This is a genomic window from Streptococcus sp. FSL R7-0248, from assembly GCF_037967965.1.
Classification (GTDB): domain Bacteria; phylum Bacillota; class Bacilli; order Lactobacillales; family Streptococcaceae; genus Streptococcus.
Genome location: NZ_CP150201.1, coordinates 712,107 through 726,499 on the forward strand (window position 1 = coordinate 712,107; position 14,393 = coordinate 726,499).

12 protein-coding genes and 1 pseudogene are annotated in these 14,393 nt (G+C 39.5%); 8 read left to right on the top strand and 5 right to left on the bottom strand.

The window, feature by feature from the left end; all coding sequences use genetic code 11:
• Positions 1 to 166: 166 nt before the first annotated feature.
• Positions 167 to 1,069, top strand: coding sequence for an HAD family hydrolase (locus NYE32_RS03590; protein ID WP_002890593.1), 903 nt, complete (start codon positions 167 to 169; stop codon positions 1,067 to 1,069).
• A 57-nt stretch (positions 1,070 to 1,126) separates the two neighbouring features.
• On the top strand, positions 1,127 to 1,546 hold the full coding sequence (locus NYE32_RS03595; RefSeq protein ID WP_014634219.1) for a hypothetical protein: 420 nt from the start codon (positions 1,127 to 1,129) through the stop codon (positions 1,544 to 1,546).
• Positions 1,547 to 1,646: 100 nt separating this feature from the next.
• On the opposite strand, the gene NYE32_RS03600 is transcribed toward NYE32_RS03595, so the two are convergent.
• The 4 genes from NYE32_RS03600 to NYE32_RS03615 form a co-directional block, all read right to left on the bottom strand.
• Entirely contained in the window at positions 1,647 to 2,285 is a 639-nt protein-coding gene (locus NYE32_RS03600) for a histidine phosphatase family protein (RefSeq protein ID WP_002890596.1), read from the bottom strand.
• Positions 2,286 to 2,287: 2 nt separating this feature from the next.
• Positions 2,288 to 2,761: an aminoacyl-tRNA deacylase gene (locus NYE32_RS03605; protein WP_155198152.1), complete on the bottom strand. Its 474-nt coding sequence runs from the start codon at positions 2,759 to 2,761 to the stop codon at positions 2,288 to 2,290.
• Between the two features lie 112 nt (positions 2,762 to 2,873).
• Positions 2,874 to 3,776, bottom strand: a complete 903-nt coding sequence (locus NYE32_RS03610) for a glycoside hydrolase family 25 protein (RefSeq protein ID WP_339157081.1) — start codon at positions 3,774 to 3,776, stop codon at positions 2,874 to 2,876.
• A gap of 190 nt (positions 3,777 to 3,966) precedes the next feature.
• Positions 3,967 to 4,356: a hypothetical protein gene (locus NYE32_RS03615; RefSeq protein WP_048674407.1), complete on the bottom strand. Its 390-nt coding sequence runs from the start codon at positions 4,354 to 4,356 to the stop codon at positions 3,967 to 3,969.
• A gap of 151 nt (positions 4,357 to 4,507) precedes the next feature.
• Between NYE32_RS03615 and NYE32_RS03620 the strand changes: the two genes are divergently transcribed.
• A complete protein-coding gene (locus tag NYE32_RS03620) occupies positions 4,508 to 5,350 on the top strand; it encodes a Cof-type HAD-IIB family hydrolase (RefSeq protein ID WP_060971416.1) in 843 nt (280 codons plus the stop codon).
• A 35-nt stretch (positions 5,351 to 5,385) separates the two neighbouring features.
• Here NYE32_RS03620 and NYE32_RS03625 read toward each other — a convergent pair whose 3' ends face one another.
• Positions 5,386 to 6,012, bottom strand: coding sequence for a Pr6Pr family membrane protein (locus NYE32_RS03625; protein WP_021144400.1), 627 nt, complete (start codon positions 6,010 to 6,012; stop codon positions 5,386 to 5,388).
• A gap of 110 nt (positions 6,013 to 6,122) precedes the next feature.
• Between NYE32_RS03625 and NYE32_RS03630 the strand changes: the two genes are divergently transcribed.
• The 5 genes and pseudogenes from NYE32_RS03630 (at position 6,123) to NYE32_RS03650 (ending at position 14,018) form a co-directional block, all read left to right on the top strand.
• A complete protein-coding gene (locus NYE32_RS03630; RefSeq protein ID WP_339157082.1) occupies positions 6,123 to 7,280 on the top strand; it encodes an Mbeg1-like protein in 1,158 nt (385 codons plus the stop codon).
• Between the two features lie 31 nt (positions 7,281 to 7,311).
• Positions 7,312 to 8,076: an SDR family NAD(P)-dependent oxidoreductase gene (locus tag NYE32_RS03635; protein ID WP_339157083.1), complete on the top strand. Its 765-nt coding sequence runs from the start codon at positions 7,312 to 7,314 to the stop codon at positions 8,074 to 8,076.
• 121 nt (positions 8,077 to 8,197) lie between these two features.
• Positions 8,198 to 11,267, top strand: a pseudogene (locus tag NYE32_RS03640) (type I restriction endonuclease).
• Positions 11,267 to 12,871, top strand: coding sequence for a class I SAM-dependent DNA methyltransferase (locus tag NYE32_RS03645; protein ID WP_339157084.1), 1,605 nt, complete (start codon positions 11,267 to 11,269; stop codon positions 12,869 to 12,871). Before NYE32_RS03640 ends, NYE32_RS03645 begins: the two are co-directional and overlap by 1 nt.
• Positions 12,864 to 14,018: a restriction endonuclease subunit S gene (locus NYE32_RS03650; protein WP_339157085.1), complete on the top strand. Its 1,155-nt coding sequence runs from the start codon at positions 12,864 to 12,866 to the stop codon at positions 14,016 to 14,018. Before NYE32_RS03645 ends, NYE32_RS03650 begins: the two co-directional genes overlap by 8 nt.
• Positions 14,019 to 14,393 lie beyond the last annotated feature (375 nt).

Sequence of the window (14,393 nt, forward strand, 5' to 3'; positions counted from 1 at the left end):
TGATAAAAAACAGACGAGTAAGATTGCCCTAAGACAGTTGACTTAAAGCTTACTTTTGCAAGACTTAGGATTTCACTAGGAGCTGACTGATATTGCAGTTTAGTTGTTAGACCTCTTAATTTAGCTAAGTCTCTGACAAGAGAATGATATAAGAAAGAACGGACAGATGATTACCTCTATTGTTTTTGACGTTGACGATACTATTTACGACCAACAGGCACCTTATCGTATTGCCATGGAAAAATGTTTCCCTGACTTTGATATGAGTCACATGAATCAAGCCTACATTCGTTTCCGCCACTATTCTGATGTTGGTTTTCCACGTGTAATGGCAGGTGAGTGGACAACCGAGTATTTCCGTTTTTGGCGCTGTAAAGAGACCCTTTTGGAGTTTGGCTACCGTGAAATTGATGAAGAAACGGGCAACCATTTCCAAGAGGTTTACGAGCATGAGTTGGAAAATATCACCATGCTTGATGAGATGCGCATGACCCTTGATTTCCTCAAGGAAAAAAATGTGCCTATGGGGATTATTACCAATGGACCAACAGAGCACCAACTTAAAAAGGTTAAGAAGTTGGGACTTTATGATTACGTTGATCCTAAGCGTGTCATCGTCAGTCAGGCGACAGGTTTCCAAAAGCCTGAGAAGGAAATCTTCAACCTCGCAGCTGAGCAATTTGACATGAATCCATCGACGACGCTCTATGTTGGAGATTCTTATGACAATGATGTCATGGGGGCCTTCAATGGTGGTTGGCATTCTATGTGGTTTAACCACCGTGGACGTAGCCTTAAACCAGGTACTAAGCCAGTCTTTGACTTGGAAATTGATAGTTTTGAGCAACTCTTTGGAGCGGTGAAAGTCCTTTTCGACCTTCCAAATAACAAATATATCTTTGATATCAATGATAATGAAAATCCAGTCCTTCAACTAGGTATCAATAATGGTCTTATGATGGCGGCTGAACGTCTTCTTGAGAGCAATATGAGTATTGATAAAGTGGTTATCCTTCTTCGTTTGAATGCGAACCAGGAAAAAATCCTTCGTATGAAATATGGAAGATAATAGAGCGGCCTCGTGTGGCCGTTTTATTGTCTAGAACGTGAGATAAGGAGTTTGAAAATGGTAGAAATCAACAACTTAAAACATGATATTGAAGCACTAAGTGCTGAACGTGAGGCTTTGAGAAAAGAGGTCGAATCACTCGAAGCCAAACGTGACGATCTCTTTGAAGGTGTTAGAGATGCAGAACAGATGAAGTGTCTTGCCTGGGATTCCTATAATGCATTATCAGACCACCTTAATACTGAAGAAAAGCAACGAGAGTTTGCTAACAACTATTGGGAACATGTTCATAGAACTGTCAAAATAGATATGGAATTTGTTTTGAGTCGTGGTCTTCGTTTTAAGCGTTTATTGTCTGAAGGACAGTATGATCTTGTCTTACAGGAACTAGACGTTTTCGAAAAGGAATTAGATGATTTGGCTCGAGGATTTGGTGTTGAATTAGACCGTTTGCCAGAGGAACCGAGTTGGAAATAATGGAAGTGAAGCTCTTGAAGTAGTAGGCTTTAAGGGCTTTTTGAGTGCAAAAAAGCGACCCTTGTTTAGGATCGCTTGTCTTATGAAGTCAGTCGCTGATTTAGCTGATCTTGTTTTGTTCATCCATATAGGACGTATCATTCCAACATTTAAGAGTGAAGTGCTCGAAATCATTGGTTTCGAGAATAGTGACAGAAGCATTGTCAAGACCGCCTGCCTTACGAAGAAGACCAGGTTCAAAACCAAGGAGTGTACGGATAGAAGCCGTTAAGTTAGCTCCGTGACCGACGATGAGGACATTTTTAGCATCACTATCTTTAAGTGTTTTAACAAATTCGGCCACACGTTTGGTTGTCTGGTAGACAGACTCAGCTTGGAAGTCATTAGCACGGAAGTTGGCTAGGTTATGACGGAAGGCATCCATTTCTTTTGGATAAATGGCCTGAACGAGTGCAATTTTTTGCCCTTCCAGTTTACCAAGTTGCCATTCACGCAGAGCTTTAGTGTAGGTAACTTTAGCTTTAGGCTTTTGAGACTCCATGATGAGTTCAGTGGTTTTTTTAGCACGTGGTAGGTCACTTGAGAAGATCAAGTCAAAATGTGTGTCACTGAGATAGTGACCTAACTCACGTACTTGTTCGATAGATTCTTTAAGCAAAGGCGAGTCTCCCTTGGCGCCTTGAAGTCGGCCTTCCAAGTTCCACTCGGTTTTACCGTGACGTACAAAATACAGTTTCATGATTACTCCTTAATATCAGCAAATTCAGCATTAACAAAATCAGCAAGATCTTGACTATTGATACGGATAGAACGCCCAATTTCCCCCGCTGAGACAATAAGGAAGCCAGCTTCTTGGGCAGATTGATCGATATAAATAGGGAAATTGTGCTTTTGGCGAATTCCCACTGGGTTGTTAGCTCCGTGAACATAGCCAGTTGTTTTTTGGAGATTCTTTTGTGGAATCATTTGAACCTTCTTGTTCCCTGAAATTTTAGCTAATTTCTTTTCAGACAGGTGTTCGGTGATAGGGACGATGCCGATGACTGGTCCTGTCTTATCTCCCTTAAGGGCGAGGGTTTTATAAATGCTCTCACGCGCCACATCTTCTGGAAGCTCCCCTTCTAAACCATTGAAGGATAAGCTATCATGGTCAATATTAGCTTTATCAAGAATTTGGTCAACCAAGGTCTTCTTGACTTTGCCTTTCTTAGCCATTGTCATATCTCCTTTTAAAGTTATACATTTCTACCATCCATTATAACACATTCATCCGAGCACGCCTAAGCCAATTTGACAAGAAGAAAACCAGTGCCTTAGACACTGGTTTTTACTGACTACTAGATGAACTTGTCGAAGTAGTCTTCTTATTTTTATTTGGTTTTTGCTTAATCTTACCAAAGAGTTTTTCAAAGGTTTTACGTTTGTTTTTCTCAGGATTGATTTGGTTAAGATCTAGGATATTATCGAAACCAGGCAGGCTTCCTTGTGACGTATACTGGTGAAGGTCATAGTCGATTTCAGTATTTGGTAGAGCCTCATAATAACCAGAATCGGTACCGTAGGCTGGAATCCAAACAGCATCAAAGTTTTTAGTTGAAACTTCTTGCTCAAGCATGAAATAAGCACCAATATAGAGACCAACGTTTTCAGCTCCTAGACGTTTGAGCTCAGCGAGAAAGGCTTGGACACCTTGCTCCATGTTGGACATGGTTTCTTCTTCAACGTCGATCCAGTAATAAGTAGGTTTGTATGGAGAAGCATTTTTGTAGAAAATACGAGCTTCTTCCTTCATCTCTTTAACAGAAGTACCTTGAGCGTAGGAATAGACGGCAACTGGAACGTCACGTTTTTTGAGTTCTTTGATATGTGTTTTAAAAGATTTGTCGACCCCATTCGAACTAGCGGCATTGCTATCCTTACTAATCTGTGATCCACCGAAGACGCGGATAATAGCACCAGAAATATGATTTGACAAGACATCGTAATCGATATCCTGAGGTAGTTGCCACCCCGAAAGGTCTATAATGGGATTGAGTATCAGCTCCTCGTCGGAACTGCTAGATGTACTACTGGTTGTTGTTTTTGGTGTAGTAGCATAAGGAAGAGCAGATTTCACGCTTTGGAGATGCGCCTGCTGTTTGGACGTATTGTGAATATTTGCAATAACTAATGCTAATCCTAAAAGAGCTAGAACCACGTAAACAACGATCGGTTTTATTCTTTTTCTCATTACTCCCATTTTACCTTAAATAGTGCAAAAATGCAAAATAGAGTGTTTATAAATTCTGTGAGAGATATTAAAGTGACTGATTTCCAAAAAGCCTTTGTAGTGCTGACTTAGGCACATTTTATGAATAAGGGTGTTTTGAGCTAGTCTTGAATTAAGTGAATTTTTCATTTATTAAAGCAAAAAATTTAGCTTAAAAGTCAGTTTCTTCCTTGAAACTAGCGCCACTAGTGGCATCAGACCAGGCGACAAGAGCTTGAGCAGAGTTATCTAGATAGGTTTTGAGAGGCTGCTTCAAATCATAGATGGTCTCCCAAAATCCCAAGACATTTCCATCTTTGTCTATAGCAGCTTGGTAGGTTTGGATGAGGACTTGATCAAAACTGTCTGTTGGAATCTGATAACTTCTTTCTTTGGTAGGAGAGGCTAGCACTTCAGACATGATCCAATCAGGCAGATTTTCAGACTCACGGGGGAAGAAACTACCGTCAGCGCCACCATTGTCATAGAGAAAGTTTCCTTGGGCATCATAGGCTGCTAATTTATAGGGCAGGTGATCCAGTAGTGTTTTTAAATCATTCATACTTTCATCATAGCTTCTTTCATGCAAAATGGCAATGCATTGGATTGAGAAGCATACTATCGTAGGATAGTATCAGTTTGTCCAAGGATAGTAGTATCTCTTGTCGCATTATCAGGGTATAATAAAGTAAAAGAAGACTCGAGGTGAAAACATGTCAAAACTTATTTTTCTAGATGTTGATGGGACCTTGGTGGATTATCATAATCGCATTCCAGAATCAGCAGTAAAGGCTATTCGTCAGGCCCGTAAAAAGGGTCATCTGGTCTATGTTTGTACTGGTCGTAGCAAGGCAGAAATGCAACCAGAATTATGGGAAATTGGCTTGGATGGGATGATTGGTGGTAATGGCTCTTATGTAGAGCATCATGGCCAAGTCCTCATGCATGAGCTGATTTCTAAGGAAGATGCGGCTAAGATTGTGGATTGGTTGACCCAACGTCATCTAGCTTTTTATCTTGAGAGCAATAATGGTCTCTTTGCCAGTCCTGATTTTCGGGAGCGGGCACGTGAGATGCTTAAGACTTACGCTATTCAAAAGGGGCAGTCAGAAGAGTCTGTCGCTGGTAAGGAACCAGAAGATTTTCTTCATGGCCTTCAGTATGGTGGGGAACTCTACCGTGATGACCTAAACAAGGTCAGTTTCGTTTTAGAATCCTATCAGGACCATCTAGATTCAAAAGAAGCTTTTTCACAGCTTGAAGCCCATACTTGGGGAGGTCGAGGTGAAACAGCCTTGTTTGGTGATCTAGGTGTTAAGGATATTAACAAGGCCCATGCCATCGATGTCCTTTTGGAACATTTGGGGGCTGAGCGTTCGGAGACCATTGCTTTTGGCGATGCCAAGATTGATATCCCTATGTTGGAATACTGTGAGGTTGGGGTTGCCATGGGAAATGGTGGGCCAGAAATCTTAGCTATGGCAGACCTAATCACAGACGATGTTGAAGCAGATGGCCTCTACAAGGCTTTTGATAAATTAGGCTTGTTGAAATAGAAAAACTGAGTTCCTTTTGGAGCTCAGTTTGTGTTTTATGCTGGTTTACGACCGATAAATTTTTTCAAGAGGTACAAGAGATAGCCAACAGCGATATACCCGACACTGATGACTAGGACATTTACCAAGACCTTGTTCCAACCAAATTTATTGACATTGATAAAGAAGTAGGCGAAGGGGCTATCTTTGGCACCTGGGATTGGGAGTTTTAGAACCAAGCCATTTAGAAGGGCAAAGGCAAAGTAAGACAGAGGGACCACTGACCAGTAAATTGGTTCACGGAGACGGTAGGCTTTCTTAGCATCGAAAATGAGGGTATCAAGCACCAATCCCCAAGGGACAATATAGTGAACCAAGAAATTGCGGAGGGTCCAGAATTTCTCAGGTTCTGTAATAGGAGCCAAGAGGATGTGATAGATGACTCCAGTGATGAGGATGGCCATGGTTACGCCCCCCTTGTAACGCAAGAGTTTTGTGTTAGTCGTCGCATCCCCTTTTTTGAAGTCATAGATGATAAAGAAAATCAAACTAGAAAAGACGAGGATATTGGACAAAACGGTGTAGTAGAGCAACATGCCCCAACCATCGTCATGGATTTGGATAGAGACTCCTACCAGTCCACAAAGAGCTAGTAAGATACGGTAAAATCGTGAAATAGTCATAAGCTTCCTTTTCCTAATAAATAATCTCTCTTATGATATCACATTTTTCACTAACAATTTATTGAAAATTCTAGTAAAATCAAAGTAAGAAAGACTTCAAGGAGATTACTATGTCCAATCTAATCGATTATCTTGAAAAGGTTAAGGATATGCCTTTTGACCAAGAGCCACTTAATATCTTGGATAAGGTTTGCATCAATGAAATTGGCTACCTGACTTATGAAAAATGCCTCACAGCAAGTGATTTACAGAAAACCATCAATTTACATGACTATGCCGAGAGTAAAGAGCTAAATCCTGAGTATACCTTCATGGTGACTAAGGAACGGGTAGATTTGGCTGAAGCCATGGTCAGATCGAAGCGTTTCGCTGGACTTAATCTAAGTGACTACTGTAGTGTCTTGGACAAGGAAGTCGAAAAGCAGTTTGCAGCCATGATTTTTAGCCTGCCTGAACTGGACTACCAACAGATTGTTTTTCGTGGGACAGATGATAGTGTTATTGGCTGGAAGGAGGATTTTCAGCTGACCTACAGTCGGGAAATTCCAGCCCATCGCTCAGCTATTGCCTTTCTGTCTGAGCACTTGCCAAAACTCAGTGGCTATATCGCTGTTTCTGGACATTCCAAGGGTGGTAATCTTGCCCTCTATTCGGCTGTCCAAGGCTCAACTGCTCTACGCGAGCAAATAGCAGAGCTCTTGCTTCTGGATTCTCCGGGATTGATGAAGCCCCTCTTAGAGAAGCCTTCTTACCAAGGGGTGAAAACCAAGATGACAGTTATTAGACCTCAAGATTCTGTTGTGGGGGTTATGCTCTATTGGGATAGGCCTGCCCAGCTAGTCGCAGCAGAAGGCATTGGATTTGCTCAACATAACGCCTTGACTTGGGAGGTTGACCTAGAAGCAGGAGATTTTGTTTATGTGGACCAGCCGACAGACCTGAGTCAACGCTTAGAAGGAACTTTCCAAGAATGGATTGAGACCTTGCCAAATCAACAACTCAAGCAGGTCTGTGATTTGTTCTTTGATACCATTCTTGATTCTGGAATTGAGAGTCTAGACGATATTAGTATCAAAACTCTCCCTAAGCTAGGTCAGTTGTTGCAAGAATTTGGCAATCTCTCGGACAAACAAAAGAAGGTCTTGCAAGACGGTTTCAACCAGTTACTCTGGATATTTTGGAAGTCAGGAAATAAAAAATCTACCCTGCCCAAGCTTGAACTTCCTGATTTTATCAAGAAATTGGGTGAATTGACAAATAACGATTAGGGGCAGCTGGAATATAGGAGTGGAGGATATCATGACTAAAAACGTACTTATTACAGGAGCAACATCAGGAATTGGCGAAGCAACGGCGCGTGCCTTTGCTAAAGAGGGAGAAAATCTCATCCTAACAGGTCGCCGTGTGGAGCTTCTTCAAGCCTTGAAAGAAGAGCTCCAAGCAACCTATCAAGACCAAAAATTTTGGACTTTTGCACTGGATGTTACCGATATGGACATGGTCAAGGATGTTTGTCAAGCCATTCTCAAAAGTGTGGGGCAAGTCCATGTTTTAGTCAATAATGCAGGTCTGGCACTAGGCCTAACAGCCTATCAAGACTATGAAGAGTGGGACATGCTGACCATGCTCGACACCAATGTCAAGGGCTTGATGATGGTGACACGTCAGATTTTGCCAAGTATGGTAGCTGCCAATGAGGGCCATATCATCAATATGGGCTCTACGGCGGGCATCTATGCCTATGCAGGTGCAGCTGTGTATTCAGCTACAAAAGCCGCAGTGAAAACTTTCAGCGATGGTTTGCGTATTGATACCATTGCCACAGATATCAAGGTGACAACCATTCAGCCCGGTATCGTTGAGACCGACTTTTCACAAGTTCGCTTTCACGGTGACAAGGACAAGGCAGCCAAGGTCTATCAAGGTTTGGAAGCCCTCCAAGCCCAAGATATTGCGGATGCTGTCCTCTATGTCACCAAGCAACCACGACGTGTGCAGATTTCAGACATGACCATCATGGCTAACCAACAAGCCACAGGGTTTACGATTCATAGGGGGGAATAAATAGATGATAAAAACATGACCTTCGGGCCGTGTTTTTTTGTTTGAATTTTCCCAAAACTATGAAAGGAACTCTGAAAATGCTATAATGTAAGGGATTACGACAGGACGGAGAGGTGAAACAATGGTTTCTAGAAGAGAGTTTTCAGAATTAACTAGGGTTCAGATTCCAGCAGCCTTACACTTAATGCGTTTGGGGTATACATATCTTCCTCATAATGGTAAGGAGATTATGGGAAGAGATCCTGAAACAAATATTTTAATTTCAATCTTTAGAGAGCAATTTTTAAAGTTCAACAATTATGCAACTGATTTGGATGTTGAAAGAGAACTCAATAATATCAAGATTGAATTAGATCAAAATGACTTAGGACGTGCCTTTTATAATCGTATAGTAAGTGAGAGTGGTCCAACTTATGTTGACTGGGAAAACCCTGAAAATAATACATTTCACCTTGCTTTAGAGGTAACCTGTCAAAATGGAGGAGACGAGTTTAGACCTGATATCGTCATTTTTATAAATGGCTTGCCTCTTTCATATATTGAGGTGAAACAACCTAATGCCATTCGTGATGGTAAGACTGCTATTCAATCTGAACAATCACGAACAGCCGTTAGATTTGAGAATAGGAGATTTCGTCGTTTCAATAATATTACCCAATTGCTTTCATTCTCAGATAATTTACCTTATATCAGTGGTCAAGGTCAACAAAAGCAAGGGTCCTTTTACTGTTCAAATGCATTCTCAAAAACTAAATTCAATGCATTTAAGGAAGAAAGAGAAGAGGAACTAATTTATTCTATACGTTCATTAGGTGAAGAGGAGATTGACGCAGTATTAAAAGATGTTAATCGATTTGCCTTGAAATCTCAGCCAGAATTTAAGACAAATCAAGATCCAAGTACACCTTGTAATACATTTATCTCATCACTCTATCAAAAGGAAAGACTATTGTTTTTGCTTCGCTATGGATTAGCTTATGTAGAAGAACACTCGAAAGATGGCACTATTCAACTGCAAAAACATGTGATGCGTTATCCACAGTTTTTTGCAACAAAAGCAATTGAGTATGCAATTGGAAAAGGAGTGAAGAAAGGTGTCATCTGGCATACACAAGGATCTGGAAAAACTGCCTTGTCTTATTTTAATATCAGGTACCTTACAAATTATTTCTCAAAACAGGAAATTGTTCCTCAGTTTTATTTTGTAGTTGACCGCTTAGATCTTGCAGACCAAGCTACGCGGGAGTTTACGAAACGTGGCTTGAAAGTAAAAAGGATTAACCGTCCACAAGAATTGAATGAAAAACATGATGCTTATCAAGCTGCTGTCGTTAATATTCAAAAATTTAAGGATAATTCAGATTTAACAGATCATTCAGGCTATGATTTAAATCGTCAAAATATATATTTTATTGATGAAGCTCACCGTTCATATAATGAGAAAGGCTCCTATCTCCCAAATCTATACAATGCAGATAAAAATGCTATTAAGATTGCACTGACTGGAACGCCCCTAATAACATATAAAAAAGATGGTAAAACCAAGGAAAGTCATGCAACGACACGTGATATTTTTGGTGATTATATCCATAAATACTACTATAATCAATCGATTGATGATGGTTTTACACTTCGTCTGATGCGTGAAGATATTGAAACCTCTTATAAAGAGACTCTTCAAACCATTAATGAAGAAATCTTGCGTGGAGATCTTTCCAAAGATGATATTTTTGCTCATCCACGTTATGTCTCACCAATGTTGGATTTCATTCTGGAAGATTTCAATAGAGCACGTGATGTTGTCTTCGATGATGATTCCATCGGTGGAATGATTGTTTGTGATTCATCTAAGCAAGCTCGTGAGATTGAAAAGCAATTAGAAGAACGCAGAAGTCGAGGGGAGACAAATATCACATCAGCTTTAATTCTTCATGATGAAGGAGACAAAGAGTACAAGAAAGATCGTGTAGAGAGCTATAAAGAAGGTAAAATTGATCTCGTCATTGTATATTCGATGTTGCTAACAGGATTTGATGCACCTAGGTTGAAAAGATTGTACTTAGGTCGCAAAATCAAGGCTCATAACTTACTTCAAACATTGACACGTGTTAATCGTCCATATAAGGATTATCAATTTGGATATGTGATTGACTTTGCGGATATTTCGAAAGAATTTGATAAAACCAATCGTGCGTATTTGGAGGAACTCAATCAGGAGTATGATCTAAAAAAACACAGGAGAAGATGTTGAAAATGTTTTTGGTTCTCTCTTTGTCTCAGCAGACGAAATCAGTAAACAACTTGAGAAATCAGAAACAATTTTGATGAATTATCCAACTGAGAATCTAGAGTTCTTCTCTCAAACCATCGACGAAGTGAGGGATAGACATCAACTGATTGAGTTACGAAAAGCTCTAGAAGCGATGAAGCAATTTTATAATGTTGCTCGACTTTTAGGACATCGTGAACTTCTAAATAAAATTGACATTAACCAGGTTTCGACTTTGTTGAACGTGATTTCAAGACGTTTGCTTAACCTTTCTCTTATGGAAAAAACCGATGAATTCTCAAGTCGAACCTTGCTCAATTTAGCAATGTCTGACACGACATTTAGTTTCGTTAAAATCGCAGAAGAAGAGTTACGACTAGCAGCGAATGATCTCTACGAGCTTCGCAAACGAGTGGCAGGTGGGATTAACGGTCGTCCAGATGAAAAAGACCCTGAATGGGTAAATCTCTATGAGGAATTCCGTAGAATCATGAAGAAACATATGATTTATGAGCAGGAAGGCCTCACAATGGAGAATATCAAAGAAACTCAGACTGAGTATCAAAATCTGTTTGACGCATTTGAAGATTATAAGACCCGAATGCGACGACTAGCTATGAATTTCAATGGCGATGAAATGGCAGCTCGTTCTTTCAAGCATGTTACCAACTCAACCGTAGTAAGTGAATTTCCAGTTATCTTCCATGTGATTAAAGGCTCAAAAGCCAATTTAGATTATCAAATTGGTTTAAATCAAGGTGTCCTTGATAACAATGACTTTTTGAAACGAATGATTCGTGAACAGGCACGCAAAGAAATGAAAAACACAGAATCAACTGGAAATGAAAAGTTGACAAAACAAGACTTCAACAATCTTGTTGAATCTTTATTTGAAGAATACGAACAGGAATATCAAAACTAATGAATGAACAATATAAGGTCCAAGTCCAAAACTTGGTAGACGATTTGAAAGCAGTCTTTACCCATGCTGGTTTAGGGGGTGAAGCAGGAGAGTACAAGCTCCTTACCCAATCTTTCTTGTACAAATTCTTGAATGACAAGTTTCTCTATGAAGCACAAAACGTCGATTCGGAAAACACTTATGAGCATCTAGTATCTATGAGTGAAGAAGACTATGATTGGCTCCTAGAGGATATCGGAACTTCAACAGCCTGGATGAAGCCAAATCAATTCATCGAAACGCTCCATCGCAAGCAAAATGAATCTGATTTTTATGAGACGTTTGAAAACACTCTCAATCAAATAGCCATTGACAATAACGATATCTTCTCGGTCCATACAGAAGGGGATACAACTGTTCGTCTCTTTAATGAGCGCCTGATTACCGATAACATCTCAGATAGCAGTAAGCGTAACGAAGTCGCAAAATCTATCATCAATCTCCTTGCTAGCGTTAAGTTTGACGAGGCTATTTTTTCCCAAGGCTTTGACTTTTTCTCTACCATCTTTGAGTATATGATTAAGGACTACAACAAAGATGGCGGTGGGACCTATGCCGAGTATTACACACCTCACTCTGTGGCTAAGATTATCGCTGATATCTTGGTGGGAAATGATAAACCTCAAAACGTGCGGATTTATGACCCATCTGCTGGTTCTGGGACCTTGCTCATGAACCTGGCAAGTCGTATCGGTGTGGATAAGGCAACTGTCTACAGTCAAGATATCTCACAAAAGTCATCCAATCTCCTTCGTCTCAACCTAATTTTGAATGGACTACAACACTCCATCCATAATATCGTTGAAGGTAATACTATTTTGCGTAATCGTCATCCTGAAAAGATGGACTATATCGTGTCCAACCCTCCTTTCAAGTTGGACTTTTCAGAGTGGCGTGACCAAGTGGAGACCTTGCCAGAAGCCAGTGAGCGTTTCTTTGCAGGAGTGCCTAAAACACCAAAAAATAAAAAGAATTCGATGGCGATTTATGAACTATTTGTTCAGCATATCATCTATTCTTTAAAACCAGAAGGTCAAGCAGCAGTTGTTCTGCCTACAGGTTTTATTACTGCTCAATCGGGAATTGATAAGAAAATCCGTCAACACTTGGTGGATAATCAAATGCTGGCAGGTGTCGTCTCTATGCCGTCCAATATCTTTGCGACTACAGGAACCAACGTCTCCATCCTCTTTATCGATAAGAAAAATAAGGGCGATGTCGTCCTCATCGATGCCTCAAACCTAGGAACCAAGGTCAAGGAAGGCAAGAACCAAAAGACTGTGCTCTCTCCTGAGGAAGAGCAGAGGATCGTCGAGACCTTTATCAAGAAAGAGGCCGTCGAGGACTTTTCTGTCACTGTCTCTTATGAGGACATCAAGGAGAAAAACTACTCTCTTAGCGCAGGCCAATACTTTGACATCAAGATCGACTATGTGGATATCACAGCAGAAGAGTTTGAAGCCAAGATGACCGCCTTTCAAGACAAACTTTCAGACCTCTTCCAGCAATCACATGCATTGGAGCAGGAGATTAAAGAGCAAATGAAGGGGTTGAAATATGAGTAAGTTAGAAGAGTGTATACTAGGTGACTTAGTTGAGTTTCAAAGAGGATATGACTTGCCAAAATCAAAGTTTGTAGAAGGCAAGTATCCGGTGCAATCATCAAATGGTATTTTAGGCTATCATAACGAGTATAAAGTAGAGGGGCCTGGGATTACAATTGGTAGAAGTGGTACAGTTGGTAATCCTCACTTGATTAGAGAAAATTTTTTCCCTCACAATACTTCACTCTTTGTTAAAGAATTTAAAGGGAATGATATTGAATATATATATTATTTATTGCAATATTTGGATTTAGGTAATCAAAAATCTGGTTCTGGTGTACCAACAATGAATAGAAATCATTTACATCCGATTAAGATTAGGGCTTATCGTGATAAAACATACCAACAAAGGACTATTAAAATTCTATCTTTAATCGATAAGAAAATCCAAATCAACAACCAAATCAACCAAGAGTTGGAAGCCATGGCTAAGACCCTCTATGACTACTGGTTTGTGCAGTTTGATTTCCCAGACCAGAATGGCAAACCCTACAAATCATCAGGTGGAAAGATGGTCTATCACCCAGAACTCAAACGCGAAATCCCAGAGGGGTGGGGAGTGGAGAAGTTGGAAAATATTGCTAATATAACAATGGGACAATCTCCTAAAGGAACTTCTTATAATGAAGTTGGAGAGGGAATGTTATTTTTTCAAGGTTCGACAGATTTTGGATGGAGATTTCCTGTGGCAAGACAATACACAACTGAACCGTCTAGGATAGCAGAAGAAGATGATATCTTGTTAAGTGTTAGAGCACCTGTGGGGACTTTGAATATCGCTGATACAAGATGTTGTATTGGTCGAGGTTTAGTGGCTATTAATAGTAAAGTACGAGTAAATAGCTATATTTTTAATGTTATGCAAGATTTTAAAAAGCTATTTGATATGAGGAATTCTGTAGGGACTACATTTGGTTCAATTACTAAAGATGACCTTTACTCATTACAATTAGTCTATCCGCCAAATGAACTATTGATGAAATTTGACCAATCAGTAAAATCGTTTGATAGAGAAATCAAAAATAGAAGTAGACAAAACCAAGGACTCACTCAACTTCGTGATTGGCTCTTGCCAATGTTGATGAATGGACAGGTGAAGGTTATATAAGTAACTATAAAATAGACTTAAGTAGTATGTAGAATGTTCTAATTTTTTGATATTTATATTGAGAAACTATCTTATATAATGATTTAAGAATTATCGATGTTTAGATATAGAATGACGGGAATTAAATTTTTTATAAAAAAAGAATGTAATTAAGTATAGTGATTATATAGAAGTTGCTGTGTCCAAACTTGGAAAACCTTCTAGCTGGAAAATAATAAAGGAAATTACTAATGATACTTAAAAAAATAATTAATGAAATTATTGGAAGTTAAGTATGTGTAGAGTTATATCTATTAAATCATAGATTATAGATAATATCCTACCTTATGTTACTATATTTGTTTTTCAATAAAGAAAGTTATTTTTATTTAGATT